Annotated in this window: 25 protein-coding genes; 17 read left to right on the top strand and 8 right to left on the bottom strand. The window is 56.4% G+C overall.

Translation table 11 applies throughout. The features are described from left to right. The first annotated feature begins 68 nt into the window (after positions 1-68). From NQH49_RS19775 to crtB, 5 genes are read left to right on the top strand one after another with little or no spacing between them, the layout of a single operon-like run. Positions 69-974 carry a polyprenyl synthetase family protein gene (locus NQH49_RS19775; protein WP_256699114.1) on the top strand — a complete coding sequence of 302 codons (906 nt, stop codon included), beginning with the start codon at positions 69-71 and terminating at the stop codon, positions 972-974. A 14-nt stretch (positions 975-988) separates the two neighbouring features. Continuing rightward, positions 989-2,266 (top strand): glycosyltransferase, encoded by a 1,278-nt coding sequence (locus NQH49_RS19770; RefSeq protein ID WP_256699113.1) that lies wholly within the window; start codon positions 989-991, stop codon positions 2,264-2,266. Then, on the top strand, positions 2,266-3,432 hold the full coding sequence (gene crtY, locus NQH49_RS19765) for a lycopene beta-cyclase CrtY (protein ID WP_256699112.1): 1,167 nt from the start codon (positions 2,266-2,268) through the stop codon (positions 3,430-3,432). Before NQH49_RS19770 ends, crtY begins: the two co-directional genes overlap by 1 nt. After that, the gene (locus NQH49_RS19760; protein ID WP_154190851.1) at positions 3,429-4,910 is read left to right on the top strand and encodes a phytoene desaturase; all 1,482 of its coding nucleotides are present in this window, start codon (positions 3,429-3,431) and stop codon (positions 4,908-4,910) included. Before crtY ends, NQH49_RS19760 begins: the two co-directional genes overlap by 4 nt. Further along, on the top strand, positions 4,907-5,836 hold the full coding sequence (gene crtB, locus NQH49_RS19755) for a 15-cis-phytoene synthase CrtB (protein ID WP_256699111.1): 930 nt from the start codon (positions 4,907-4,909) through the stop codon (positions 5,834-5,836). The genes NQH49_RS19760 and crtB overlap by 4 nt, the downstream gene beginning before the upstream one ends. Here the strand turns inward: crtB and NQH49_RS19750 are convergent. Further along, positions 5,775-6,308 carry a sterol desaturase family protein gene (locus NQH49_RS19750; protein WP_008108032.1) on the bottom strand — a complete coding sequence of 178 codons (534 nt, stop codon included), beginning with the start codon at positions 6,306-6,308 and terminating at the stop codon, positions 5,775-5,777. The two genes, crtB and NQH49_RS19750, sit on opposite strands and share 62 nt — an antisense overlap. A gap of 229 nt (positions 6,309-6,537) precedes the next feature. On the opposite strand from NQH49_RS19750, the gene NQH49_RS19745 reads away from it, so the two are divergent. Next, positions 6,538-7,728 carry an MFS transporter gene (locus NQH49_RS19745; protein ID WP_256699110.1) on the top strand — a complete coding sequence of 397 codons (1,191 nt, stop codon included), beginning with the start codon at positions 6,538-6,540 and terminating at the stop codon, positions 7,726-7,728. Here NQH49_RS19745 and NQH49_RS19740 read toward each other — a convergent pair. The 3 genes from NQH49_RS19740 to NQH49_RS19730 form a co-directional block, all read right to left on the bottom strand. Then, positions 7,721-8,065 (bottom strand): ArsR/SmtB family transcription factor, encoded by a 345-nt coding sequence (locus tag NQH49_RS19740; protein ID WP_256699109.1) that lies wholly within the window; start codon positions 8,063-8,065, stop codon positions 7,721-7,723. The genes NQH49_RS19745 and NQH49_RS19740 overlap by 8 nt on opposite strands. A 96-nt stretch (positions 8,066-8,161) precedes the next feature. Further along, positions 8,162-9,103 (bottom strand): sugar phosphate isomerase/epimerase family protein, encoded by a 942-nt coding sequence (locus NQH49_RS19735; protein WP_256699108.1) that lies wholly within the window; start codon positions 9,101-9,103, stop codon positions 8,162-8,164. A gap of 8 nt (positions 9,104-9,111) precedes the next feature. Continuing rightward, a complete protein-coding gene (locus tag NQH49_RS19730) occupies positions 9,112-10,290 on the bottom strand; it encodes a Gfo/Idh/MocA family protein (protein ID WP_008108027.1) in 1,179 nt (392 codons plus the stop codon). A gap of 405 nt (positions 10,291-10,695) precedes the next feature. Here NQH49_RS19730 and NQH49_RS19725 point away from each other — a divergent pair, with 405 nt between their 5' ends. From NQH49_RS19725 to NQH49_RS19695, 7 genes are all read left to right on the top strand, one after another. Continuing rightward, on the top strand, positions 10,696-11,709 hold the full coding sequence (locus NQH49_RS19725; RefSeq protein WP_256699107.1) for a LacI family DNA-binding transcriptional regulator: 1,014 nt from the start codon (positions 10,696-10,698) through the stop codon (positions 11,707-11,709). Positions 11,710-11,726: 17 nt separating this feature from the next. Continuing rightward, positions 11,727-12,551, top strand: a complete 825-nt coding sequence (locus tag NQH49_RS19720) for a sugar phosphate isomerase/epimerase family protein (RefSeq protein ID WP_256699105.1) — start codon at positions 11,727-11,729, stop codon at positions 12,549-12,551. Positions 12,552-12,758: 207 nt separating this feature from the next. Then, entirely contained in the window at positions 12,759-13,487 is a 729-nt protein-coding gene (locus NQH49_RS19715; RefSeq protein ID WP_256699104.1) for a gluconate 2-dehydrogenase subunit 3 family protein, read from the top strand. A gap of 18 nt (positions 13,488-13,505) precedes the next feature. Beyond that, positions 13,506-15,275: a GMC family oxidoreductase gene (locus NQH49_RS19710; RefSeq protein ID WP_256699103.1), complete on the top strand. Its 1,770-nt coding sequence runs from the start codon at positions 13,506-13,508 to the stop codon at positions 15,273-15,275. 2 nt (positions 15,276-15,277) lie between these two features. Continuing rightward, positions 15,278-16,591 carry a cytochrome c gene (locus NQH49_RS19705; protein WP_256699102.1) on the top strand — a complete coding sequence of 438 codons (1,314 nt, stop codon included), beginning with the start codon at positions 15,278-15,280 and terminating at the stop codon, positions 16,589-16,591. A 171-nt stretch (positions 16,592-16,762) separates the two neighbouring features. Continuing rightward, positions 16,763-17,083, top strand: coding sequence for a type II toxin-antitoxin system RelE/ParE family toxin (locus NQH49_RS19700; protein ID WP_256699101.1), 321 nt, complete (start codon positions 16,763-16,765; stop codon positions 17,081-17,083). Then, positions 17,073-17,351, top strand: a complete 279-nt coding sequence (locus tag NQH49_RS19695; RefSeq protein ID WP_256699100.1) for a helix-turn-helix domain-containing protein — start codon at positions 17,073-17,075, stop codon at positions 17,349-17,351. The genes NQH49_RS19700 and NQH49_RS19695 overlap by 11 nt, the downstream gene beginning before the upstream one ends. 56 nt (positions 17,352-17,407) lie before the next feature. Here the strand turns inward: NQH49_RS19695 and NQH49_RS19690 are convergent, their stop codons facing one another. Both NQH49_RS19690 and NQH49_RS19685 read right to left on the bottom strand, forming a co-directional pair. Beyond that, the gene (locus NQH49_RS19690; RefSeq protein WP_256699099.1) at positions 17,408-17,872 is read right to left on the bottom strand and encodes a heme-degrading domain-containing protein; all 465 of its coding nucleotides are present in this window, start codon (positions 17,870-17,872) and stop codon (positions 17,408-17,410) included. A gap of 92 nt (positions 17,873-17,964) precedes the next feature. Beyond that, a complete protein-coding gene (locus NQH49_RS19685; RefSeq protein ID WP_256699097.1) occupies positions 17,965-18,978 on the bottom strand; it encodes a LacI family DNA-binding transcriptional regulator in 1,014 nt (337 codons plus the stop codon). Between the two features lie 197 nt (positions 18,979-19,175). On the opposite strand from NQH49_RS19685, the gene NQH49_RS19680 reads away from it, so the two are divergent. After that, positions 19,176-20,372, top strand: a complete 1,197-nt coding sequence (locus NQH49_RS19680; protein WP_256699167.1) for an L-talarate/galactarate dehydratase — start codon at positions 19,176-19,178, stop codon at positions 20,370-20,372. On the opposite strand, the gene NQH49_RS19675 is transcribed toward NQH49_RS19680, so the two are convergent. Beyond that, complete coding sequence (locus NQH49_RS19675) at positions 20,369-20,719, bottom strand: cupin domain-containing protein (protein WP_256699095.1); 351 nt, start codon at positions 20,717-20,719, stop codon at positions 20,369-20,371. The two genes, NQH49_RS19680 and NQH49_RS19675, sit on opposite strands and share 4 nt — an antisense overlap. A gap of 145 nt (positions 20,720-20,864) precedes the next feature. Here NQH49_RS19675 and glsB point away from each other — a divergent pair, with 145 nt between their 5' ends. From glsB to NQH49_RS19660, 3 genes are all read left to right on the top strand, one after another. Continuing rightward, entirely contained in the window at positions 20,865-21,788 is a 924-nt protein-coding gene (glsB, locus tag NQH49_RS19670; protein WP_175501710.1) for a glutaminase B, read from the top strand. Positions 21,789-22,007: 219 nt separating this feature from the next. Continuing rightward, the gene (locus NQH49_RS19665; RefSeq protein ID WP_256699094.1) at positions 22,008-22,424 is read left to right on the top strand and encodes a DUF2946 domain-containing protein; all 417 of its coding nucleotides are present in this window, start codon (positions 22,008-22,010) and stop codon (positions 22,422-22,424) included. A 73-nt stretch (positions 22,425-22,497) separates the two neighbouring features. Further along, positions 22,498-24,228 (top strand): DUF2534 family protein, encoded by a 1,731-nt coding sequence (locus NQH49_RS19660; RefSeq protein WP_256699093.1) that lies wholly within the window; start codon positions 22,498-22,500, stop codon positions 24,226-24,228. 50 nt (positions 24,229-24,278) lie between these two features. On the opposite strand, the gene ahr is transcribed toward NQH49_RS19660, so the two are convergent. After that, positions 24,279-25,295 (bottom strand): NADPH-dependent aldehyde reductase Ahr, encoded by a 1,017-nt coding sequence (gene ahr / locus NQH49_RS19655; RefSeq protein ID WP_256699091.1) that lies wholly within the window; start codon positions 25,293-25,295, stop codon positions 24,279-24,281. Positions 25,296-25,422 lie beyond the last annotated feature (127 nt).

Below are 25,422 nucleotides of genomic sequence, written 5' to 3'. Positions count from 1 at the left end.
GAACTCACCTTAGGCAGTCTACGGTTAATCAAAAAGCATAAGAAATTCACCAACCATGGATAGCCATTATGACCACCCATGTCGACACCACAGCACATCAGACAAGCGAACTCCTTCAGCTGCAGCACATTTTACAGGCGCATCTTGAACATTTACTGCCTGCGGGACAGCAAAGCGATCGCGTGCGTGCCGCAATGCGTGCCGGAACGCTAGCGGAGGGTAAGCGCATCCGTCCTTTATTACTGCTGCTGGCAGCGCGCGATATGGGTTGCGAGCTGACGCAAAATGGCGTTCTCGATCTCGCCTGTGCAGTGGAAATGGTGCATGCGGCATCGCTGATTCTGGATGACATTCCCTCGATGGATAACGCGCAGATGCGTCGTGGTCGCCCTACCGTACACCGCGAGTTTGGTGAAAACGTGGCGATTCTCGCCGCCATCGCACTGCTGAGCCGTGCATTTGAAGTGATTGCTATTGCACCCGGTTTGCCTGCCATGCAAAAGTCTGAAGCGATTGCCGAACTCTCTGCGGCCGTCGGCCTGCAGGGCTTGGTACAAGGTCAGTTCCAGGATCTGCATGACGGTGCGCAAAGCCGCAGTCCAGAAGCGATCGCCCTGACCAACGAACTGAAAACCAGCGTGCTGTTTCGCGCCACGCTGCAAATGGCAGCGATAGCCGCTGATGCTTCACCGCAGGTGCGGCAACGTCTTAGCTTCTTCGCCCAGGATCTGGGCCAGGCGTTTCAGCTGCTCGACGACCTCGCCGACGGTTGCAAACACACCGGTAAAGATGTGCATCAGGATCAGGGCAAATCCACGCTGGTACAGATGCTCGGTGCTGACGGCGCGGAACGTCGCCTGCGCGATCACCTGCGCAGCGCCGATGCACACCTTGCCTGCGCTTGCCATCGCGGCATCGCCACGCGCCAATATATGCACGCGCTGTTTAATCAACAGCTAGCGATGTTCAACTGAGCGCGTCTCAGCCGGTGGGCCACTTTGCGGTGATCGCGCCGCCGCTTTACAGCCACTTTCACGCGTTGCAGGCGTTAGCACAAACGCTGCTGGCGCGTGGCCATCGCATCACGTTCATCCAGCAAGCCGACGCACGCACCTTGCTCAGCGACGAACGCATCGATTTTGTTGCCGTCGGTCAGCAGACGCATCTTGCTGGTTCGCTGGCGCCCGTGTTGCATCGGCTGGCTTCGCCGGGTGGCCTGTCGCTGTTTCGTGTGATCAACGATCTGGCGTCCTGCACCGATATGCTGTGCCGCGAACTGCCTGCGGTACTGAAAGCGTTGAAGATTGATGGCGTGATCGCCGATGAGATGGAAGCGGCGGGCGGATTGGTCGCTGAAGCACTGCATCTGCCCTTTGTTTCGGTGGCCTGCGCCTTGCCGGTCAATCGTGAAGCCGGGATTCCGCTGGCGGTGATGCCCTTCCGTTTTGCTCAGGATGAAAAAGCGCTAAAACGTTTTCAGGCCAGCAGCGATATGTATGATCGCATTATGCGTCGTCACGGCGAGGTGATCCTCAAACATGCGCGGGCGTTTAATTTGACGGCGCGGCGCGGATTACATCAGTGCCTGTCGCCACTGGCACAAATCAGCCAGATGGTGCCGGCCTTTGATTTTCCGCGTCAGCAACTGCCGGCCTGCTATCACGCCGTCGGACAACTGCGCGCGCCGGTTGCGGCAGCGCCGCTCAATGCGCCCTGGCCGGCGCTGCGCCAGCCGGTGGTTTACGCCTCGCTGGGTACGCTGCAAGGCCATCGCTTCCGCCTGTTTTTGCATCTGGCACAGGCGTGCCGCCGCCAGCAACTTTCGCTGGTGATCGCCCATTGCGGAGGATTGAACACCGAACAGGCGCACCAGCTGGAGCTCGCTGGTGCGGCGTGGGTGACGGATTTTGTCGATCAACGCGCCGCCCTACAGCACGCCCAACTGTTTATCACCCATGCCGGATTAAACAGCGCGTTGGAAGCACTGGAATGCGGCACACCGATGCTGGCGCTGCCGATTGCTTTTGATCAGCCCGGCGTGGCGGCGCGCATTGAGTGGCATGGCGTCGGTAGGCGCGCATCGCGCTTCAGCCGCGTTCATCAACTGGAGCAACATCTGCAACAGCTACTGACCGACGATCGTTACGCGCTACGGATGTCAGCGATACAGGCACAACTGCAGCGTGCAGGCGGTTGCCAGCGCGCGGCTGACATCGTCGAGCAGGCGCTGTGCCAGCAGCAAGTTGTGCTGGCGGAGGCGACCTAATGCGCACGCAATACGATGTGATTTTGGTCGGTGCCGGACTGGCGAATGGCTTGATTGCACTGCGCCTGCGTCAGTTGCAGCCGCAGCTGAAATGCCTGCTGCTGGAGAGCGACGCACATCCGGCAGGCAATCATACCTGGTCATTTCATCAGAGCGACCTCAGCGCTGAACAGCTGCGTTGGCTGCACCCGCTGATGACGGCACGTTGGTCCGGTTATCAGGTACGTTTTCCCGCGCTGCGCCGCGATCTGCACGGGGATTATTGTTCCATCGCATCAGACGATTTTGCCCGGCATCTCTACGCGGCGATGGGTGACGATCTGTGGACAAACACAGCCGTACAACAGGTAAAACCCACGCAGGTGACGCTGGCGGATGGCCGTGAGCTTGCTGCGCAAGTGGTGATTGATGGTCGCGGCTTACAACCCACGCCGCATCTGCAACTGGGTTATCAGGTGTTTCTCGGACAAGAGTGGCAGCTGGCGCAGCCGCACGGCCTGCAACAGCCAATCCTGATGGATGCCACCGTCGATCAGCAAGCGGGCTATCGGTTTGTTTACACGCTGCCGCTCAGCGCCGATCGGTTGCTGATTGAAGATACCCATTACGTTAATCAGCCCACGCTGGCGGAGAATACCGCTCGTCATCACATCGCCGACTATGCCAAACAGCAAGGCTGGCGGCTTGGCACGCTGCGGCGTGAAGAGCACGGCATTTTACCAATTACCCTGAGCGGCGATATCGATCGATTCTGGCAACAACAGCGCGGCCAAGCGTGCAGCGGCCTGCGCGCCGGGCTGTTTCATGCCACCACCGGTTACTCCTTGCCGTCCGCCGTGGCGCTGGCGGAACGGGTGGCCACGCTGTTGCCAACCGATGCCAATACGCTCAGCCAACACATCGAACGCTTTGCCCGTCAGCAGTGGCGCGAGCAGCGTTTTTTCCGCCTGCTGAACCGCATGCTGTTTTTGGCCGGCGAGCCGCAGCAGCGCTGGCGCGTGATGCAACGTTTTTACCGGCTCGATGCCGGGTTAATTAGCCGCTTTTACGCCGGGCAACTGCGCCTGCGCGATAAAGCGCGAATTCTGTGCGGCAAACCGCCGGTGCCCATCGGTGAAGCGCTGCGTGCGCTGTTGAATTCTGTCGAACCAGGGAAGAAAAAATGAAACGCACTTATGTGATTGGCGCAGGCTTTGGCGGCCTGGCGCTGGCGATTCGCCTGCAAGCAGCGGGCATACCAACCACCTTACTCGAGCAGCGCGACAAACCGGGCGGACGCGCCTATGTGTTTGAAGATAGCGGCTTTACCTTTGATGCCGGACCTACGGTGATCACCGATCCCAGCGCCATCGAAGAGTTGTTTACCTTGGCGGGAAAATCGCTCAGCGATTACGTCGAGCTGATGCCGGTAACGCCCTTCTATCGCCTGTGCTGGGAAGATGGCAAACAGCTCGATTACGACAACAATCAGCCGCTGCTGGAGCAGCAGATCGCCACGTTCAATCCGCAGGATGTTGCAGGCTATCGTCAGTTTCTCGCCTATTCCCGTGAAGTATTTAAAGAAGGTTATCTGAAACTCGGTACGGTGCCGTTTCTGCAAGTGCGTGACATGCTGCGCGTCGCGCCGCAGCTGGGACGTTTGCAAGCCTGGCGCAGCGTCTACAGCATGGTGGCGAAATTTATTCAGGACGATCATCTGCGTCAGGCGTTTTCCTTTCACTCATTGCTGGTGGGCGGTAATCCTTTTGCAACGTCATCGATCTATACCTTAATTCATGCGCTGGAACGTGAATGGGGCGTATGGTTTCCGCGCGGCGGCACCGGTGCGCTGGTACAAGGCATGGCGCGGCTGTTTGAGGATCTTGGCGGCGAGCTGTTACTGAATGCCGAAGTGAGTCAGCTGGAAACCAGCGGCAACCGCATTAGCGGCGTTCAGTTAGAAGACGGACGACGCTTCGATGCCGCTGCTGTGGCCTCCAATGCCGACGTGGTGCATACCTACGACAAACTGCTGCGCCATCATCCGCTGGCAATCAAACGTGCAACATCGCTGAAGCGTAAGCGCATGAGCAACTCGCTGTTTGTGCTCTATTTTGGCCTTAATCAGCCACATGAACAGCTCGCGCATCACACTGTCTGTTTTGGCCCGCGTTACCGCGAATTGATTGATGAGATTTTTAACAGCAGCCAGCTAGCTGAGGACTTTTCACTCTACCTGCACGCGCCCTGCAGCAGCGATCCGTCGCTGGCACCGCCCGGCTGCGGCAGCTTTTATGTGTTAGCGCCGGTGCCGCATCTCGGCACCGCTGACATCGACTGGCAACAGGAAGGACCGCGCTTGCGCGATCGAATTTTTGCTTATCTGGAGCAGCACTACATGCCGGGATTACGTCAGCAATTAGTGACACACAGAATGTTTACGCCGTTTGATTTTCGCGACACGCTGCATGCCCATCACGGCTCGGCGTTTTCGCTGGAGCCGATTTTGACGCAAAGCGCCTGGTTCCGCCCGCATAATCGTGATGCCGATATCAGCAATCTCTATCTGGTGGGTGCCGGTACGCATCCGGGCGCGGGCGTGCCCGGTGTAATCGGTTCGGCTAAGGCCACCGCCAGGCTGATGCTGGAGGATCGCGCCGAATGAATCGACAGCCTTTACTTGAGCAAGTGACGCAAACCATGGCGGTCGGCTCGAAGAGTTTCGCCACCGCCGCCAAGCTGTTTGATGCACCGACGCGCCGTAGCACGTTGATGCTGTATGCCTGGTGTCGTCACTGCGACGATGTGATTGATGGGCAAACGCTGGGCGAAGGCGGCACACAGCATGCTGTCGAAGACGCGCAGGCACGTATGCAGCATCTGCAGATTGAAACCCGTCGCGCCTACAGCGGTGCGCACATGGATGAACCGGCCTTTAGGGCGTTTCAGGAAGTGGCGATCATTCACCAACTGCCTCAGCAACTGGCGTTTGATCATCTGGAAGGCTTCGCCATGGATGCACGTGACGAACACTATGCCAGCTTCGACGACACACTGCGTTACTGCTATCACGTTGCGGGCGTGGTCGGTTTGATGATGGCGCGCGTAATGGGCGTGCGTGACGAAGCGGTACTCGATCACGCCTGCGATTTAGGTCTGGCGTTCCAGCTCACTAACATTGCGCGCGACATTGTCGAAGATGCCACAAATGGTCGCTGCTATCTGCCGCAAACCTGGCTCGATCAGGCGGGATTACGCGCCGATACGCTGACGGCGCCGCAACATCGTGCAGCGCTCGCCACACTGGCAGCGCGTTTAGTGACGGAAGCGGAAGCCTATTATCACTCGGCGCGATCCGGTTTACCGGGTTTACCGCTGCGCTCGGCGTGGGCCATCGCTACGGCACGCGGCGTTTATCGCGAAATTGGCGTCAAAGTTCAACACGCCGGTGTGCACGCCTGGGATTCACGTCAGCGCACCAGTAAAGGTGAAAAACTGGCGCTGCTGGTGAAAGGGGCTGGTTTGGCGATTACTTCGCGTGTGGCTCGTCCTGAACCGCGTCCGGCTGGTCTGTGGCAGCGTCCTCGTTGATTTTTCGCCCGTGGCGCTGGCGCAGCGTGGCTTGCAGCTTATTCAGCGGTGGCGCATAGAGAAAACCAAATGATACGCAGCCTTCACGTCCGCGCACCGCATGATGCATGCGGTGCGCCATGTATAAGCGCTTGAGATAGCCTTTGCGTGGGATATAGCGGAACGGCCAGCGTTGATGCACCAGACCATCGTGCACCATGAAGTAGAGCGCACCGTACGTCGTCATTCCGGCACCAATCCACTGCAGCGGCCACATGCCTTGCACACCGACATAAATCAGCACAATCGCCAGTACCGCAAACACCACCGCATACAGATCGTTGAGCTCAAACTTACCGCTGTGCGGTTCATGGTGCGACAAATGCCAGCCCCAACCCCAGCCGTGCATGATGTATTTATGCGACAGCGCCGCGACGATTTCCATCACCACCACGGTTGCCAACAAGATAAGCACGTTCCATAACCAGAGCATTGTTCGTCCATTTGTGGAAAAGGGAAATACTAAAGGTGGACGCGGATGAGCGATGGCGCAAGCGACAAATTTAATATGACCGCACTCGATAATCCGTCGACTTTACATCTCCCCACTCACTCGTTAGTATTGCCCTCCTTTCAGCGGTCAATCGCCGCTGCGTAAGCGTTAACGTCAACCAACGCACCATAAGCAGACTCGGTCTGCCTCATTGCTATGGTGCGAAAATATGACCCATACCGCGTTATCTGCGAATCCTGTTCTGCGTCGTTCTGGTTTTTTCCTGTTCTTACTGCTGCTGACGGCGGCCAACTTGCGCACGCCTATTACCGCGGTCGGCCCGGTGCTGGAAAACATCCGGCTGACGTTTGGCCTGAGCGCCAGTGCCGCGGGCGTGATTAACTTCTTGCCGCTGTTGATGTTCGCTACCTTAGCGCCACCTGCAGCCTGGTTCGGCAACCGTTTTGGTCTTGAGCGCAGTTTGTGGGGCGCATTACTGCTCATCACGCTGGGATCGATGCTGCGTATCAGCGGCAGTGAATCTGCGTTGTGGGCGGGAACCATCATCCTGAGCTCGGGGATTGCGGCGGCCAACGTGCTCCTGCCGCCGCTGATTAAACGTGATTTCACCGAACACACCGCCCGATATGTTGGCTTGTACGCGATGACCATGGCAATCACCGCCAGCATTGCGTCGGGCGTGGTGGTGCCGCTGGCAGAGCTAAGTAGCGCGGGCTGGCGACTCTCATTAGCAGTGTGGCTGGTTCCGGCGATCGTCGCGCTGTTAGCCTGGCTGCCGTATCTGAAGAAGCCTGCGTCTCAGGCAAAAAACAGCGCCAACAGCACTTCAACGCGCTCACCGTGGCGCGCGGCCTTAGGCTGGCAGGTTACACTGTTTATGGCCTGCCAGTCTCTGGTGTTTTACACCTTGATTGGCTGGTTTACGCCTTTTGCGCAAGACAGCGGCATTAGCCAACTGGAAGCGGGTGGCATGCTGTTTGTCTATCAGATTGTGGCCATCGTTTCGAATCTGGCTTGCATGAGTGCGCTGAAGAAAATGCGCGATCAGCGAGCGATTGGTTTTCTCGCCTCGCTGTCGATTTTTATCGCCGTTGCGGGTCTGCTAATAGCACCTAATCACGCGCTGCTGTGGCTGATTCTGGCGGGATTAGGCGCTGGCGCATCGATGGTGATTTGCCTGTCGCTGTTTAATCTGCGCACCCATGATCATCTTCAGGCGTCGAAATTATCGGGCATGGCGCAGTGCGTCGGTTACGGATTAGCGGCGCTGGGCCCGCTCTGTTTTGGCCTGCTGCATGATGTCAGCGGCAACTGGCAGTGGCCGCTGATGCTGCTGTTGGTGATAGCCGGATTGCAGATGGTTGTGGCAACGCTGGCTGGGCGTGCGCGGGTTATTTAACCTGGAAGTCATCCAGCGTGGTGCGGGTCAAGGGATCTTGCTGAGTGGCGTTTAACAGCGAATCAAGTAAACCCGGAAAACGGGCATCGAGATCGTCGCGGCGCAGCGACAGCAGATTTTCACGGCCAGAGGGTTTCTGCCAGATAATGCCGCCCTCGCGCAGCACGCGCCAGTGATGGGTTAAGGTGGATTTGGAAACGCCTTTCAGCAGCGATCCGCAAGTGTGTTCACCGCCGTCCGCCAGAATGCTGATCACCGTCATACGCATCGGATTGCCCAACGCCGCCAGCACATTCTCCAGCCTGATTTCATCGCGCTGTGGGTGGTTTTCCAGCATGGCGTGCCTCTTAATTATGGGTGAACCACGAATTATCAGGCAGGCAAGGCTCGATGTACAGAACACGGCGAGCGCTTGCCCGCCGTGGGTTTGACATTACTGGCTAATGGTTTGCTTAAGCGCCGCAATCGAGGAGGTCACGCCCGCTTCCACCGACATGGTGAGATCTTCCATCTCCAGCGATACCCAATCGTTGTAGCCCATCATGCGTACCACCGAGAAGAACTCTTTCCACCACTGCAGATCCTGGCCGCAACCGACGGCAACATAGTTCCACGCGCGATTGGCGACATCTTCCACCGGTTTGGTTTCCAGCAGACCGTTGATGTCCACCAGCCCGCGCTCCAGACGCACATCTTTGCCGTGGCAGTGATGAATCGCCGGGCCAAGCGCGCGCGCAGCGGCAATCGGGTCCGCGCCCATCCACAGCAGATGGCTGGGATCGAGGTTCAGACCAACCATATCACCCACCGCGTCGCGCAGGCGGAACAAGGTTTCCGGATTCCACACCAGCATCGAACTGAAGTTCTCCAGCGCAAACTTCTCCACGCCGCCCTCTTTAGCGCGCTGCACCAGCCCTTGCCAGTATGGGATTGCCACTTCATTCCACTGATAATCGAGGCAGTTTTTCAGCGTCGCCGGCCAGCTCACGGTGTAAGTGATCCAGTTTGGAGTGGTGTCGTGCGAACTGGCGGGCGGCAGGCCGCTCATCATCACGATTTTTTTCACGCCCAATTCACCGGCCAGCGCCAGCGCGTTTTCCGTATCGCGTTTATGCTTGTTGCCCAGTTCGCCCGGATCGAGCGGATTACCCGACACGTTCAGCGCCGCAATCGACATGCCGCGACTCTCCAGCGCCTGGAGTAGCTGTTGACGCTGCGTGGCACTCGCCAGCAACGCTTCGGTACGCAGATGCGGTGCCGGTGACCAGCCGCCGGTCGTCATTTCAACGCCGTAAACACCCAGTTCCAGCAATTTATCCAGCATCTGTTCAAACGGCAGATGACCGAGGCTATCGGTACAAAACGAGAGTTTCATGGCAGTCCTTATTCGTAGTTAACCCAGCTCGCGCCGTTGTCCGCAGAACGCACGCAGTTTTCGATCCAGCGCACACCTTCAATCCCGGCGTTGATATCGGGATAGATCAGGTTATCGAGAGTTTTTTGGTCGCCCTGTTGGGTGGCGTGAATGGCGATGGCAAATTTCAAATAGATGTTGGCCCAGGATTCCGCCAGACCTTCGGTATGCAGTGCGCCCAGACGTTCATCTGCCAAAGCACTTTCATGCAGGTACGGCATGCCGTGATGCATGATCTGATTCGGCTGGCCCTGCACTTCATATTTCAGCTCACCAGGGTTGTAGTCGCTCCACTCCAGACTGGCGCGCGAACCAATCACACGAATGCTTTGGCTGTCCATCGAACCGGCGTTAATGGATGAGGCCCACATGCGCCCTACCGCGCCGTTGTCGTAATGCATCAGCACCATGGCGTTATCTTCCAGCGGCGCACGCGACGGAATAAAACTCTGACGATCGCACAGCAGCGATTTCACTTTCAGCTCTGGCAGCACCAGCTGTGAGATGTAGAAGGTGTGCGTAGAGATATCGCCGAGTACAAACGACGGACCGGCAATTTTAGGATCGACGCGCCATTTTTGCGCTTCGCTGAATTTGTCGGCGCTGTCATTGGCGCTGAAGCCGTGGGTGTATTGCAGCTCCACCATGCGCACATCACCAATTTCGCCATTGGCGATCATCGCCCGCATCTGCATTAGCAGCGGATGGCCAGAGAAACCGTAAGTTACGCCGACAATCAGCCCTTTCGCCGCCGCCAGCGCTTTGATTTCCAGCGCTTCGGCAGTGGTGAAGAACAGTGGCTTTTCACAAATCACGTGAATACCGGCATTCAGCGCCGCTTTAGTGATCTCGAAATGGGTGCCGTTTGGTGTGGCGATAGATACCACTTCAACGCCATCCTCACGCTTTGCCTCTTCGGCCAGCAGCTGCTGATAAGTGGCGTAGCAGCGATCCGCATCGAGTCCTAAGTTGACGCCGAAATCGCGGCCGCGCTCGGCATCGATATCAAAGGCGCTGGCAACCATCTGATACGCCGTGTTATCACGCAGCGCACCACAACGGTGTTTATAACCAACCTGGCTGAGACGACCGCCGCCGATCATCGCCCAGCGCAGTGGGCGTGGAATACTCTTTTCACCGATGAGCATAACAACTCCTGTTTATTTTGCACTCGGGTGCAAAATGGGTTGAGGTAAGATGTTGGGTATTGTTTTTCAAGTATTATACTTTTTGCTACCGGGTGCAAAATGAGCCACTTAGGTGAGCCTTTAATGATGTTTCTTGCTTTGTGGTGAGCAAAATGTCGGCGAAGACGACTTTTTAGTCAATCTGGCAAAGTGCAAATCAGCGAAAGCGATCACAAAAAGTGAATGAAATGCACCCGATTGCAAAAAACATTGCAATCGGGTGCAAAGATCAAACATAATCGCAACATCATAAAAACAGGGTTAATTGTCGCGCTTTACACCAAATGCGTGCGCTTAGGTGTTTATTTTCCGTTGGGTTTCACGTTCAATGCTGGGGGTCTCCGCTATTTCCCCTATGCAGGTGCTATGAGTAAACCAACCGCAAAATCCCACAAAGCCACCGCCAGCGATGTGGCAAGACTGGCTGGCGTCTCGAAATGGACGGTGTCGCGAGCCTTTACGCCCGGCGCGTCCATTTCCGAGAAAGCGCGCGAACGCGTAATCACTATTGCTACCGAGCTGGGTTACCGCCCTAACCTGCTGGCGCGCAGCCTTTCGCAGAAAAAGACTCAGATTATTGGCGTGGTGATCGACGAGCTAAAAAATCCGCACTCGATGCTGATGCTCGACACCGTCACCCGCCAGCTCCAGCAGCGCGGCTACATGGCGCTGCTGCTGAATATTGGTAGCGGTGAAAACTACCGTGCGGTGCTGTCGCTGGCCGATCAGCTGCAGGTCGATGGCATGCTGTTTCTCGGCACGGTGCTGAGTGATGAACTGATCGCCGTGGCGCGTGAAATGCACCACATTCCGCTGGTGCAGGTGTGCCGTAACAACGACGAACCCGGCATTGAAGTGGTCAATGTCGATGGATTGCAGGCGGGCAAACAGCTGGGCGAACTGCTGCTGGCGCAAGGCTATACGCGCATCGGTTACATGATGGGACCGGCCACCAGCAGCCATCACACGCTGCGTTTAGAAGGCTTGCAACTGGCGCTCAACGAAGCTGGCTTAGCGCTGGAAGTGCTGCTCACCGCCGGTGAATACGCCCGCGAACGCAGCTACGACGTGTTGACCGAGTATCTCAACGCGCACGCGCCCGATCAGCGGGTAGAAGCGCTGTTTTGCGAAAACGATGTGCTGGCGCTCGGCGCGCTGGCGGCACTGCGCGAAGGTGCAGGCAACAAATTTATGGCGGTGGTGGGTTTCGATGACATCGACGAAGCCAGCTTGCCCGGCTGGCAGCTCACCACTTTCAGCCAACGTATTGATTTGATCGTCACTGAAGCCCTGAACCGGCTGATTGATGAACGTGCCACTCCGGGTGGCGTTTGGTCTCAGGGAGAATTGCGTATTCGACGCTCTCACCTGAAGCCGTGAGGTAACAAGGAGGAGAGATGAAGTTGTCGTTGCATGGCGTGTCTGTTTGGTACAGCAATGCCGTCACTCAGTTACGCATCGCCCATGAGACAGGCTTTAGCGGGCTGGAAATCCTGCCAGAACACCTGTATCGCTATCTGGAAAACGGTGGCAGCTATGCTGCCTACCGCGATCTGATGGCGAAATACAGCGTCAATATTACCTGCATCAATGCGCTGAAACGCATTGGTCGACATGAACCGCAAGCGCGAGCTGAACTGCTGCGCGAAGCGGAAAAAATCTGCCAGGCCGCGGTAGAATTGCGTTGCCCGGTAGTGCAAATCATGGCGCTGACCGAACTCGATCACCTTTCCGCTAACGAGCGTGATGCCATCCTGCTGGAGAATATCTCCGCCATCGCCGATATCGGCGCACCGCACGGCATCAAATTCCAGGTTGAAGTCGTCGCCTTCACCGCGTTCAATTCGCTGCAACACGCGCTTGATGTGATTAAACAGAGCGGCAAAGACAACCTCGGTGTGGTGGTGGATTTCTGGCACCTGCATGCCGGTGGCGGCACCACGCCTGCCGAAGTGGCGCGCATGGATAAAGATCTGATTTACGGCGTGCATTTCTGCGATGGTCGCGCGGCGAAACCGGGCGAAGCCTGGGATGAGTGGGTACAACGCGACTATGCGCCGGGCGAAGGCGATGTCGATATTGCCGCCTGGGTAGCGGCGGTGAAAGCAACCGGCTACGACGGCGTTTGGTCGCCGGAACTGTTAAGTCCGCAGAATTGGGAAGACGATCTGTGGGATATTTCCCGTCACTGCTATGAAGATATGAATAAATATATTCATTAACATAAAGGACGCCCGATAAACGGGTTTCCCGCGAATACGGTCACCATAAATGGAGACCGAATATTAACCCACCTCTGAAAAAATAATAACGAACGCAGATTCGTTGCTAGCGCCTGCGCGCTATTTAGCGCGATGTCATTGCGTCTGAAATATCTGAACGTCGTGCTCTGTCAATATTCATGTCTTGAAGATTAAGGGATAAGAAGTATGAACCGAAGAGAAGCGCTCTTTTCGCTCAGTGGAATTGTGGCATCCCTCGCCGTCGCGCCGCAACTGCGGGCGAAAGAGCTGCACAATGTCCCGCTGGAAACCAAACTCAGCCCCGATCACCTGCCGCAACCCGCATGGCAAGACGGTTACCAGGTGCTCACTAATCCGCTGGATCGCCAGAATCTGGCCGCTATTTTTGATCGCCTGATCCCCGCCGATGATCTTGGTCCATCCGCCACTGAAGCAGGCGCAATTGAGTTCCTCGATAACCAGTTAGCCGGAGATTATGGCTCCGGCGCGGCGCTCTATTTGCAGGCGCCGCTGCATCCGGAAAATGAAGCGGCGTTGATGGGCAGCCCGCAATTTCTCACGCCGCCGAAAGCGCGCTATTTAACCGGCTTAGCCGCGCTGGAAAAGTGGGCGCAGCAACAGCATCAGGCTTCATTGCATACCTTATCAGCTGAACAGATCGATATATTCCTGACGGCAATGGAAGACGGCAAGATCGATTTAGGAAAAGACGTGAATAGCCAGGCGCTGTTTGAATTAATGCTACAAAACGCGCGCGAAAGCTATTTAGCGGATCCGATTTATGGCGGAAATAAAAATATGGTGGGCTGGAAAATGATCGGTTTTCCTGGCGCACGCTATGACTATCGCCCTTATATCGAACGCCGCAACGAAAATCTGGCGCTTATTCCCGTCAGTCTGATTCCTAACGATTAAATAGCCGGAGCTGAGTCAATGTCATTAGTTAGAAATAAAGCTGACGTGGTCATCGTCGGCTTAGGTTGGGCCGGTTCGGTGATGGCGGAAGAGCTAACCCGCGCGGGACTTAACGTGGTCGCCATCGAACGCGGTGCCTGGCGCGATACCTCGACCGATTTCCCGGTCGCCATTGATGCCGATGAACTGCGTTTCCACACGCGCCGCAAAATCCTGCAACCAATGAGCGTGGAAACCACCACCTTCCGCAACCGCAGCGATCAGCTGGCGGCGCCGGTGCGTAACTGGTCCGCGTTTCAGTTTGGCTGGAACGTGGGCGGTGCCGGCACACACTGGGCGGGCATGTCATGGCGCTTTACGCCGTGGGATTTTGAAGTGGCGAAGCAAACCCGTGAACGCTACGGCGCGAAGAAGATGCAGGGTTTGCAACTGCAGGATTGGGGCGTGACCTACGACGAAATGGCACCGTTCTACGATCGCTTCGAGCGTATTGCGGGTACCTCCGGTATCGCGGGCAATCTCAACGGCCAGCCGCAAAAAGGCGGCAATATCTTCGAAGGCCCGCGTTCGCGCGACTATCCTACCCCGCCGCTGAAAGATACGCACTGGATGAGCAAGTACCGCAAAACCACCGAGAATATGGGTTATCACCCGTTCACGGTGCCTGCCGGTAACCTGTCGCAAGCCTATGTGAATCCGCTCGGCGTCAGCATGGGTCCGTGTACGTATTGCGGCTTCTGCGACTTCCACGGCTGCGGCAACTTCTCCAAATCATCGCCGCAAGCCTGCATTCTGCCGGTGCTGATGCGCCGTCCAAACTTCACGCTGCTGACCGAAACCGAAGTGCTGCATGCCGTGAAACATGACGACGGTAAAACGGTGAAAGGTGTGAAATTCATTACTCAGGATGGCGTGGAAGGCTTCCAACCGGCGGATATCGTCTGCATCACCGCTTATCAGATGGATAACGTGCGCCTGATGCTGCTCTCCGGCGTGGGCGAGCAATACAATCCGCTGACCGGGCGCGGCACCATTGGCCGTAACTACAACTATCAAACCTGCTCCAGCGTCACCGGCTTCTTTGATAACGAATACATGAATCCGTTCATCGGCGGCGGCGCATTGGCGGTGCAGATTGATGACTTCAATGGCGATAACTTCGACCACAGCGATCTCGATTTTATCGGCGGCGCGGGCATCATGGGCTTCTCCACCAACGGCCGTCCGATTCAGAACATGAACGGCCTGCGTCCGGGCACCAAACGCTGGGGCAGCGAGTGGAAAGCGGGCTACAAGCGCGATTACCAAACCGCCGGCACCATCTTCTGCCAGGGTACCTCGATGCCGATGCGCGAAGCCTATCTCGATCTCGATCCCAACTACAAAGATCGTCACGGCCAGCCGCTGATCCGCACCACGTTCGACTGGAACCAGAACGATGTGCGCATGGCGAAGTACGTCACCGATCGCGCCATCAACATCATGAAAGAGACCGGCGGCCAGCACATCGTGGTGGATAACCAGGCGGAGAAGAGCTGGAATCCGTATCAGCAGCACAGCTCGCACACTATTGGTGGCGCGGTGATGGGCGCCGATCCCAGCACTTCTGCACTCAATCCGTATCTGCAAAGTTGGGATGCGCACAACCTGTTTGTGGTCGGCGCATCCGCCTTCCCGAACAACGGCGGTTATAACCCCACCATTACCATTGGTGCGCTGGCGGTGCGCGCCGCGCAGGCGATCCACCAGAAGTACATCCATAATCCGGCACCGCTGGTGGGGGCGTAATCATGGCGAAAGCAAAGAAAGTGACCTACACGCTCGCCGCACTGGCGGTGATTGCAGGCATCGCGGCGTCGGGCAGTTTGTGGGTAGTGTTAGACAGCGCGCGCTCCAACGTTGCCGACGACAAGGTGCAGCTGGCCGATTTCCACAGTAACGATGATGCCGCCATCAAACGCGGTGAGTACGTGATGCGCCTTGCCGACTGCGCCGCCTGCCACAATGCGGACTTCTCGGGCGGCTACAAAATTGATACGCCCTTTGGCATGCTGCAAACCTCGAACATATCGCCGGATCGTGAAACCGGCATCGGTAACATGACCGAACGTGATTTCTTCAACGCGGTGCGTCAGGGACGCGGCGAACACGGCTTCCTCTATCCCGCGATGCCGTACACCGCTTACACCCAAATGAGCGATGGCGATATGCACGATCTTTGGGCCTACTTCTCGGCGCAAAAACCGGTGCACAACGCCATCGATGAGAATGCGGGCATGAATTTCCCGTATAACATTCGTCTGGCGATGGCGGGCTGGAACCTGTTGTTCTTCGATAACAACGCGTTCAAGCCGCAAACTGCGCAGAATGACGAGTGGAATCGCGGCAAATACATCGTTGATGGTCCGGCGCACTGTAGCGTTTGTCACACCGCGCGCAACGCATTGGGCGGCGAAATCAGCAGCCAATATCTGCAAGGCGGCAATCTGGGCAGCTGGTACGCGCCGGATATCACGCCAAATCCTCACGCTGGCATTGGCAAGTGGAGCGATGCACAGATCGCTGACTATCTAAAAACCGGCTCTAACGGCGAAAGCGTGGCGGCGGGTCCAATGGCGGAAGCGGTTGAGCACTCGACGCAGTATTTTAACGATCGCGATTTGCACGCTATCGCCACTTATCTGCGCAGCTTACCGGCCTCTTCCACGCCGAAATCCGCCGGGTTTGTGATGGATAAAACGCGTCACGATCAGGCGGCACTGCGCTATGAAGTGGATTGTTCGGCGTGTCACGGGTTGTCGGGTGAAGGTATCACCGGCATGGTACCCGCCTTTGCCGGCAATGGCGCAATGCAGAACGATCCCACCAACATGATTCACTCGCTGCTGGACGGTGCCCGCGCACCGCACACCGAAGGTCGCCCCACATCCGCAGGCATGCCGGCGTTCTCCTGGAAACTTAACGATCAGGAGATGGCGGATGTGCTGAACTACGTGAGGAATTCGTGGGGAAATCAGGCTGCAGAAGTGAAGGCCAGCCAGGTCGCCGATCTGCGCAAAATCACCGGCGCAGGGGATAAGTTGAAAGTCCCGGCAATGAAATAGCGTTTGTTGTGCATTAAAACGCCCGATGTGTTGATCGCATCGGGCGTTTTTGTTTTTTGAATACTTTTAAAATTCCGTTCGATTAAGCATGAATCATTAGCTCAAAGGCTAATATTAGCTGTTGAGCTAATAACGAATCATCGTTAGAATTATCGCACGGAGGCCCTGCCAGTGTTCGAGGTTATCTACCATGAAGCAGCTGAGGATGAACTTAGGTCATTACCGCCAATCATTCGCGTGAAGTTTGTAAAACTCGTCAATCGACTGCAAACCGATCCATGTAGTCTCCGTGAACCTCATACCAAACCATTGGGAAATGGGCTGTATGAGATTAGAACGTCTGGTAGCGATATCTCACGCGGACTTTGGGTGTATCAGCGAGGACAGAAAATTTACATGCTGCGTATTTTCATTAAGAAGAGTCAAAAAATACCATCATCAGAAATAGAGAAAGCCCTACGAAGGCTGGAGGAAATGCAGAATGAAATATAAAACTCATAATCAAATTCATGAAGAGATGCTGCAAGATCCCGAATATCGTGCAGCATGGGAAGCTGAGGAGCGTAAATCGCGGATGCAATCGCTACTCAAACAGTGGCGTCAAAATGCGGGTTTAACCAGCGCTCAGGTAGCTGAGCGAATGGGAGTAAAACCGCCAACCGTTTCGCGCATGGAAAAAAACATCACCTCTGCCAGCCTGGATACTATCGCGCGATACGCCAAAGCGTGCGGCGTTGGCTCAGCAACGCTGTTATTTTGAGAATTAATACGCCGGAGGCCATTTTTTGATTTCCGGCGTTCTTTATTCGACCAGACTCAACGCAGCAGTTGGGCAATCCCCCACAACGCCAACGCATGATCGTCTTCGGAGGGTAAACCACTGATGGTGACTGCGCCGATGATCGCGCCTTGAGCAGTAAGCAGCGGGAAAGAGCCACCGTGATCGGTGTAATCTTCCTGGCGAGTATAAGCCTGCTGCGCCATACGCTCGCCTTTCTGCTCGTTAAAAAGCCCCACATACATCGAAGAATGGCCGGTCAGCAGCACGGTATTGCGCTTGCGACGCATCCATTCCAGATTTTCTGGGGCGGATCCTGGCAACGCAGTCAGAAACAGCACCTGTCCAAACGCATAGACTTCGATAGCCACAGGCGCATTGTCTTCACGGGCTCGCTGCTGGATGCTTTGGCCGATTTGCCACGCTAAATCGAAATCAAACTGCGGTAAACGATGCTCAGCTTCCTGCTGTAGCAAGGTTTCAAGGGACGGCAGCGATGACATGATAGGAACCTCTCAATTTGAAATAAATTTTCCATATTTTATAACATGGAAGATATTTTTCGCATGTGATGAGCTTCTCACTTCAGATTTCGCTAACCGGAATCGCGTGGCACCATCTCAAAACCAAGATCGATAATGGGATGTTCAACAGCATTGCCTCGCAGCCGGTTCAGCAGTTGTTCAGCCGCTAATTGTCCCATGTGATGCCGATCAACGCGCACCGTCGAGATAGCGGGGAAATTAGCAGCAGCAAAATCCAGATCGCCAAAACCAATCACCGCCAGCCGATTTGGCACATCTATTCCGCGTGCCTGCGCTTCCATTAATGCGCCTTGTGCTAAGGTATCGGAACTGCACACCAGCACATCGACATCATGATGCGCATCCAGCAGTTGAGCGCAGGCTTCGCGCCCGCGCTGCATTAGAGCTGGCAGCGCTATCGGCGCATCCACTTGCGGTGAAATGCCTTGAGCGGCTAACGCATCGAGTAATCCCTGCTTGCGCTGCAGCGCGCGGCGGTCATCGGTCCAAATCAAACCTGGTCGCTGATAACCGCGTTCTGCGAGGTACGCTGCCACACGCGCGCCGACCTTTTCGTGGGAAAAACCCACCAGCATGTCGATCGGTGTTGGCGTCATGTCCCAGATCTCCACCACCGGCACTTCGGCCTGCAACAACACTTTTTTCAACTGGCTGCTGTGATGAATGCCGGTCAGCACGATGCCATCCGGACGCCGCGACAACAGCGTCGCCACGGTTTCTGCCTCGGTTTCAGTCTCATAGCCGGTGACGCACAACAGCATGTGATAGCCGTGCGCGCTGAGCGTGTCATTCAGCGTCTGAATGGTATCAACGAACATATTGTTATTAATTTGCGGCACTACCACCGCGATTAAGCGGCTGCGATTGCTCGCCAGGCTGCCGGCCTGGGCGTTAGGAATATAGCCGGTGGCGCTGATGGCAGCTTTCACTTTGGCTACCGTCGCCAGCCGCACCTGCTGCGGCGAATTTAACGCCCGGCTGACCGTCATCGGCGAAATCCCCGCGACGCGGGCAACATCTTCCAGCGTTGGCGCGCCTTTGCGCACCAGTTTGGTTGGTTTCATGGCAGCTCACGGTTCATGCAGATGCCGCTAGCATAGCAGTCTGGTGAGACGCGACAACAGCTTAACGCAAAATGTTAGCGCTATCATTATTATTGCAGAATGGTAAAAGTGTGATCATCAAGACATAACTAAACCTAACTCCTGGCACATAGTGCAATGCGGACCAAAAATGTTATCGCAATCATTTACCGGAGAACATCATGTCGAGTGTGAATTCTAACGCCGTGAGCTACGCCAAAACGCAGGCTACAGGCAACGCCACGGACAGCGGCGATCGTATTGTGTGGATCCATTTGTCGCTGGCATTTTTGCCGCTGGCAACGCCGGTCAGCGATGCCAAAGTACTGACCGGACGTCAAAAGCCATTAACCGAAGTGGCAATAATCGTTGCGGAAATTGAAACGCGCGATGGCTATCAAGGCATCGGCTTTAGCTATTCAAAACGCGCCGGCGGTCAGGGCATTTATGCGCATGCCTGTGAAATTGCTGACGCGCTGCTGGGTGAAGATCCTAATGATATCGACAAGATCTACACCAAACTGCTGTGGGCAGGCGCGTCAGTCGGCCGCAGCGGCATGGCAGTGCAGGCGATTTCGCCGTTTGATATCGCGCTGTGGGATATGAAAGCGCGTCGCGCCAGGCTGCCGCTGGCTAAGCTGTTGGGTGCACATCGCGATTCTGTGCAGTGCTACAACACCTCCGGCGGATTCCTGCACACGCCTCTCGATCAGGTGATCAAAAACGTGGCGATTTCACGCGAAAGTGGCATTGGCGGCATCAAGCTTAAGGTCGGTCAGCCCAACACCGCTGAAGATCTGCGTCGATTAACCGCGGTGCGCCAAACGCTGGGTGATGATTTCCCGCTGATGGTTGACGCCAATCAGCAATGGGATCGCGAAACGGCGATCCGCATGGGCCGCAAGATGGAGCAGTTTAATCTGGTGTGGATTGAGGAGCCGCTGGATGCTTACGATGTCGAGGGCCACGCCGCGCTGACTGCCGCGCTGGATACGCCCATCGCCACCGGGGAAATGCTCACCAGCTTCCGCGAGCATGAACAGCTGATTCTGGGTAATGCTAGCGACGTCGTGCAGCCCGACGCGCCGCGCGTTGGCGGCATCACGCCTTTCCTGAAGATCATGGATCTGGCAGCGCGGCATGGCCGCAAACTGGCACCGCATTTCGCGATGGAGATCCACATTCACCTGGCGGCAACCTACCCGATTGAACCCTGGCTGGAGCACTTCGAATGGCTCAATCCGCTGTTCAATGAGCAGCTGGAACTGCGCGATGGCCGCATGCTGATTTCCGATCGTCACGGCCTTGGCTTTAGCCTGAGCGAGCAGGCGCGGCGCTGGACCACGCTGACGCACAGCGTCGGCAAGCGACCTTAGGCCAAATCAGGCGGAATCGCGCCGTAATGCACCGCGAGCCACACCGTTGGGCCGCTGCTGTCCGTCCAGTTGACGCGATGGCGGCAGCCTGCGGGAATCTCCACAAAATCGCCAACCTGCAAATGACGCTCCTGCGCTTCCCCTTCCAGCTGCAATCCTGCCGATCCCTGTAAAATTATCACCCATTCACCTTGCGTCTGGCAGTACCAGAAATCCGGTGGACTGGCTTGCCCGGTGGAAACGATGCGTTCGATGTGTAGATTGGGCTGCGTTAGCAGCGCTTCGAACGTCTCTGCGCTGCCGTTCTGTGCGGCGGCGGGAAAATCGCGAAACAGGTTGGTTATCATCGCGCGAGCTCGACATTTGAAGAAATCAGCTCGCACTGTAACGCAGGCTTCACCCAGAAGGCTCACAGAATTTCGCGCCGCCGATTGACGCGCTGCACGCAAATCACCATCATCCTGGCCACGAATGGCTACATGGAGCGTGAAGGTGTCGGAACTCAGTAATGCATTGCTAGAAGAGATTGTCAGCGAAGTTCGCCCGCTCACCCAACAGGGGAAAGTGGCGGATTATATTCCGGCGCTGGCCGACGTGGATGCCGACCAGCTCGGCATCGCCATTTGCACGCCTGACGGACGCTGTTTTCAGGCCGGCGATGCCGCGACACGTTTCTCCATCCAATCAATTTCCAAAGTGTTGTCACTCAGCGTGGCGCTCACCTTGTATGAGGATGGTGAAATCTGGCAACGCGTCGGCAAAGAGCCGTCCGGCCAGGCGTTCAATTCGCTAGTGCAGCTGGAGCTGGAACAAGGCAAACCGCGCAATCCGTTTATCAATGCCGGTGCGCTGGTGATGTGCGATCTGCTTGAAAGCCGCCTGACAGCACCACGTCAGCGCATGCTGGAAATTGTGCGTCGTCTGGCGCAGCAAAACGACATCAATTACGATCGCGTCGTCGCGCGCTCTGAATACGAACATTCGGCACGCAATGCCGCCATTGCCTGGCTGATGAAATCCTTCGGCAACTTCCATAACGATGTCAGCAAAGTGATGGAAACCTATTTTCACTACTGCTCGTTAGCGATGAGTTGTGAAGAACTGGCGCGCACCTTTCTCTATCTCGCCAATCAGGGCCGCACTCAGGATGATGAATCAGCGGTGATCTCACCGCGCCAGGCACGTCAGGTGAACGCCTTGATGATGACCAGCGGCATGTACGATGGTGCCGGGGAATTCGCCTGGCGCGTGGGTATGCCAGCGAAGTCGGGCGTCGGCGGCGGCATTGTCGCGGTGATCCCCGGCGACATGAGTATCGCAGTCTGGTCGCCCGCGCTGGATCATTCGGGTAACTCCTTAGCAGGCACCGCGCTGCTGGAGAAACTTACCGAACGACTGGGAAGATCGATTTTTTAAGGCGTCTTGAATCACCGTAGGGTCGCCATTCATGGCGACCACATCATATTGTTTCCACTCTGTATTTAACAGGTTGCATTAACGTTAACGGCCACATCTCTTTAAGTGATTATTTTCAAAAGGTGCGAATTTTTACTTAAATAACCTCTATTTTTTTAACCCACCAGGGGCATTCGCGTTACACTTCCGCCTCATTTACGGAATCATCCACTAGCAACCATGACGTTTACACATCACTTCCGCCAGCGTTTCACTGCCTGCGTCGCCATTGTGGCGGTGCTGCTGCTGTTCGTCGCGCCGATTGTGTCGAAAACGTTGATGGAGCGTCAAAGCCAGCTGCGGTCAATGCCGCAGCACAGCATGATGGTTAGCTCAATGAGCCATCATGAAATGATGATGGCGGATATGCCGATGCCCGGCATGAGCCATCACATGATGGACGACGGCGAGTTTGCCTGCGGCTACTGTGATCTGCTGGTGCATGTCCCGCTATTGATGTGGGTGTTTATTCCGTTCATCTGGCTGATCATGGTGATCTCACGCGCCCCGCCGCTGCCCCGCGTGGTTGCGCCGATTGTGCGTCGCTTTAGCAGCATTCATCGTCCGCGCGCCCCGCCTGCACCGCTTTCCTGCTGACCTCATTTTATTGCAGCGCACGCTCGGCTTGAGCGATGTGCTAAGACAATTTCTTTTTGGAAGGAAGACGGCTTTGTCTGCTGCTCACTCTGCAGCACCGCGCGGCGCGGTGCTTAATTTGCTACGTCGCTTACATTTTTATATTGGTCTGTTTGTCGCCCCGTTCATCTTCGTTGCGGCGCTCAGCGGCACGCTTTATGTGTTAACGCCTCAGCTGGAAAACCTGATTTATGCCGATGCGCTAACTGCTGAACCACATGGCAACGCGCAGCCGCTGTCCGCGCAAATCAGCGCGGCCCGCGCTTATGCGGGAGAAAATCAACACATTTACGCGGTGCGTCCTGCGCCGCACGCAACGGACACCACGTGGGTGCAATTCAGCGACGCCACGCTTGGTGCATCGCTGTCGCGTGCGGTATTTATCGATCCTTATAGCCTGAAAGTGAAAGGCGATATGCCGGTTTACGGCACCAGCGGCGTATTGCCGTTGCGCACCACCATTGACTTACTGCACAGCAGCCTGCTGCTGGGCGATTTCGGTCGCAACTACAGCGAACTGGCGGCGTCCTGGCTGTGGGTGGCGGCGCTGGGTGGCGTGGTGCTGTGGCTGGGAACACGTCCGAAACGGAAGCTGAAACAGCCGCGCAGTGGCTTCGCCTTCAGCCGACACTGGCACGTCACGCTCGGACTGACGCTGGCAATCGGTTTGGTGTTCTTCTCAGTGACCGGCCTGACGTGGTCGCAGTGGGCGGGCGGCAATATCGATCGCATGCGTACTGAACTGAACTGGCTGACGCCACAAGTCAATACCTCGCTGAATAGCGATGCGCCTGCTGCACCAGCCGATCCGCACGCCGAGCATAGGGCGGATATGTCGGGCATGAGCATGCCGATGTCATCCATGACCAAACCGGCGGCGGCGCCCGCCAAACCGGTGCGTAATAACGCTGCCGATGCCGACTGGGATCGCGTTCTGAACGCGGCGCGTCAGGATGGGCTGAGCGCAGCGAAGCTCGAATTGCGTCAGCCGAAAAGCGCCGACAAAGCGTGGGCGGTGACGGAAATTGACCGCAGCTGGCCAACGCAAGTGGATGCGGTGACGGTGAATCCGCAGGACTTTAGCGTGGTGGATCACGTCTACTTTGCCAATTTCCCGCTGGTGGCGAAGCTGACGCGCTGGGGTGTGGATGCGCACATGGGCGTGCTGTTTGGATTGCCCAATCAGCTGCTGCTGGCGTTCTTTGGCCTTGGTTTATGCAGCATGATTGTGCTCGGTTATCGCATGTGGTGGATTCGCCGGCCAAAAGATGTCGAAGCGAATCCAGCACAAACCCTGACCGAAACCTGGATGGCGTTGCCGCATTACGCCAAAGGTGCGTGGTTAATGTTGGCGCTGGCGTTGGGTTACGCGCTGCCGGTGATGGGCGCGAGTTTGCTGGCGTTCCTGCTGCTGGATATTCTGCGCTGGCGTAAACAGCAACGCGCGCCGCTTGATGAAGCCGCGCTGCTGGCCTCACAGCAATCTCCGCTGGGCATTATTCGCGCACGCTTTGCCGTGAAGCGTAAAGAGATGCGCTATTTCCTGCGCGGTTTGTTCATCCTGGCGCTGATTGTCGGCACGGTGATGAGCAATGCGATTATCGGCGGCGTTATCGATCAATATGGCATTCCGTTCAGCCACTGGTCGCTGACCATGTACATCACGCAGGGCTTTATGATTGCGTTGTACACCACGGTGTTTACCGCACTGACGTCAATCCCGCTGTGGTATTTCTTCCTCGGCGAAAAGGATGACCGAGGCTAATTTCGTAGGGTCGCCATCCATGGCGACCTTTTTTACCACCTGCACCGCCCTTAAAAATCCGCTTTCAACACCACGCGATAGTTCGCTTTCCCGGCACGCAGATGTTCCAGCGCTTCATTCACCTGCGACATCGGGAACGCTTCAACCTGCGGCGCGATGTCAGTACGCGATGCCAATTTCAGCAACGCCCGCAATTGGCCCGGTGAACCGGTTGACGATCCGGTTAACGCACGGTCACCAACAATCAAACTGAACGCCGGCACTTCAAACGGCTTCATCACCGCGCCCACAGTATGGAACGCGCCACGGCGCGCCAGCGCCTGATAGTACGGCTTCCAGTCCAGATCCACCGCCACGGTGCTGATAATCAGATCAAACTGCCCGGCCAGCGCGCTCAACGCCTGCGGATCACGGCTGTTCACTACCCGATCGGCGCCCATCGCTTTAATCGAATCGTTTTTCGCGGCAGAGGAACTGAACGCCGTAACGTGCGCACCCATCGCCCGCAGCAGTTTGATCGCCATATGCCCCAGACCGCCAATGCCGATCACGCCGACGCGGCTGGTGGCGGAGATGTTGTGCATTAACAGCGGTTTAAACACGGTAATACCGCCGCAGAGTAACGGCCCAGCGGTGGCGATATCCAGCGCGTCCGGCAGTGGGATCACCCATTGCCAGTTAGCGCGCAGATGACTGGCAAAGCCGCCGTGATTATTGATGGTAGAGGTTTTACCGTTTTCGCAGTTCACCTGATCGCCTTCGATACAGGCATCGCAGTGCTGGCAGCTTTTCGCTGTCCAGCCAATGCCCACGCGCTGGCCGATGTGCAGCCCTTTGTTTTGCGCCGCATCACCCAAAGCCACCACACGACCAATCACTTCGTGACCCGCAATCAGCGGATAGCGCGAGCCGCCCCATTCGTTATCGATCATTGACAAATCAGAGTGGCAGACGCCGCAATAATCTACCGCAACCTGCACATCCTCAGCGGCCAGTGGACCGGCATCGTATTCGTAAGGCACCAACGCCTCACCCGCTTGCAGAGCGGCATAGCTGGAAATTTTCATTGCTGTCCTCGAGTTGAGTTGGGTGACAGCAGTTTATCAAAGCGATGCGTCATTATATGCCGAACAATCAGGGGATTAAGGCTGAGGATGCTGTTTGGGAGGGAGGTGCGATAGGTAAATCGGTGCG

This window comes from Pantoea trifolii, from assembly GCF_024506435.1.
GTDB lineage: Bacteria > Pseudomonadota > Gammaproteobacteria > Enterobacterales > Enterobacteriaceae > Pantoea > Pantoea trifolii.
Note: the sequence above shows the minus strand (reverse complement) of the source record. Positions and strands in the feature narration are given on the sequence as shown.

Bases quoted from the DNA above. Each gene is read 5' to 3' on its own strand.
- NQH49_RS19775 (WP_256699114.1), top strand. From the start codon at position 69: ATGACCACCCATGTCGACACCACAGCACATCAGACAAGCGAACTCCTT.
- crtY (WP_256699112.1), top strand. From the start codon at position 2,266: ATGCGCACGCAATACGATGTGATTTTGGTCGGTGCCGGACTGGCGAAT.
- NQH49_RS19760 (WP_154190851.1), top strand. From the start codon at position 3,429: ATGAAACGCACTTATGTGATTGGCGCAGGCTTTGGCGGCCTGGCGCTG.
- crtB (WP_256699111.1), top strand. From the start codon at position 4,907: ATGAATCGACAGCCTTTACTTGAGCAAGTGACGCAAACCATGGCGGTC.
- NQH49_RS19750 (WP_008108032.1), bottom strand. From the start codon at position 6,308: ATGCTCTGGTTATGGAACGTGCTTATCTTGTTGGCAACCGTGGTGGTG.
- NQH49_RS19745 (WP_256699110.1), top strand. From the start codon at position 6,538: ATGACCCATACCGCGTTATCTGCGAATCCTGTTCTGCGTCGTTCTGGT.
- NQH49_RS19740 (WP_256699109.1), bottom strand. From the start codon at position 8,065: ATGCTGGAAAACCACCCACAGCGCGATGAAATCAGGCTGGAGAATGTG.
- NQH49_RS19735 (WP_256699108.1), bottom strand. From the start codon at position 9,103: ATGAAACTCTCGTTTTGTACCGATAGCCTCGGTCATCTGCCGTTTGAA.
- NQH49_RS19730 (WP_008108027.1), bottom strand. From the start codon at position 10,290: ATGCTCATCGGTGAAAAGAGTATTCCACGCCCACTGCGCTGGGCGATG.
- NQH49_RS19725 (WP_256699107.1), top strand. From the start codon at position 10,696: ATGAGTAAACCAACCGCAAAATCCCACAAAGCCACCGCCAGCGATGTG.
- NQH49_RS19720 (WP_256699105.1), top strand. From the start codon at position 11,727: ATGAAGTTGTCGTTGCATGGCGTGTCTGTTTGGTACAGCAATGCCGTC.
- NQH49_RS19715 (WP_256699104.1), top strand. From the start codon at position 12,759: ATGAACCGAAGAGAAGCGCTCTTTTCGCTCAGTGGAATTGTGGCATCC.
- NQH49_RS19710 (WP_256699103.1), top strand. From the start codon at position 13,506: ATGTCATTAGTTAGAAATAAAGCTGACGTGGTCATCGTCGGCTTAGGT.
- NQH49_RS19705 (WP_256699102.1), top strand. From the start codon at position 15,278: ATGGCGAAAGCAAAGAAAGTGACCTACACGCTCGCCGCACTGGCGGTG.
- NQH49_RS19695 (WP_256699100.1), top strand. From the start codon at position 17,073: ATGAAATATAAAACTCATAATCAAATTCATGAAGAGATGCTGCAAGAT.
- NQH49_RS19690 (WP_256699099.1), bottom strand. From the start codon at position 17,872: ATGTCATCGCTGCCGTCCCTTGAAACCTTGCTACAGCAGGAAGCTGAG.
- NQH49_RS19685 (WP_256699097.1), bottom strand. From the start codon at position 18,978: ATGAAACCAACCAAACTGGTGCGCAAAGGCGCGCCAACGCTGGAAGAT.
- NQH49_RS19675 (WP_256699095.1), bottom strand. From the start codon at position 20,719: ATGATAACCAACCTGTTTCGCGATTTTCCCGCCGCCGCACAGAACGGC.
- NQH49_RS19665 (WP_256699094.1), top strand. From the start codon at position 22,008: ATGACGTTTACACATCACTTCCGCCAGCGTTTCACTGCCTGCGTCGCC.
- ahr (WP_256699091.1), bottom strand. From the start codon at position 25,295: ATGAAAATTTCCAGCTATGCCGCTCTGCAAGCGGGTGAGGCGTTGGTG.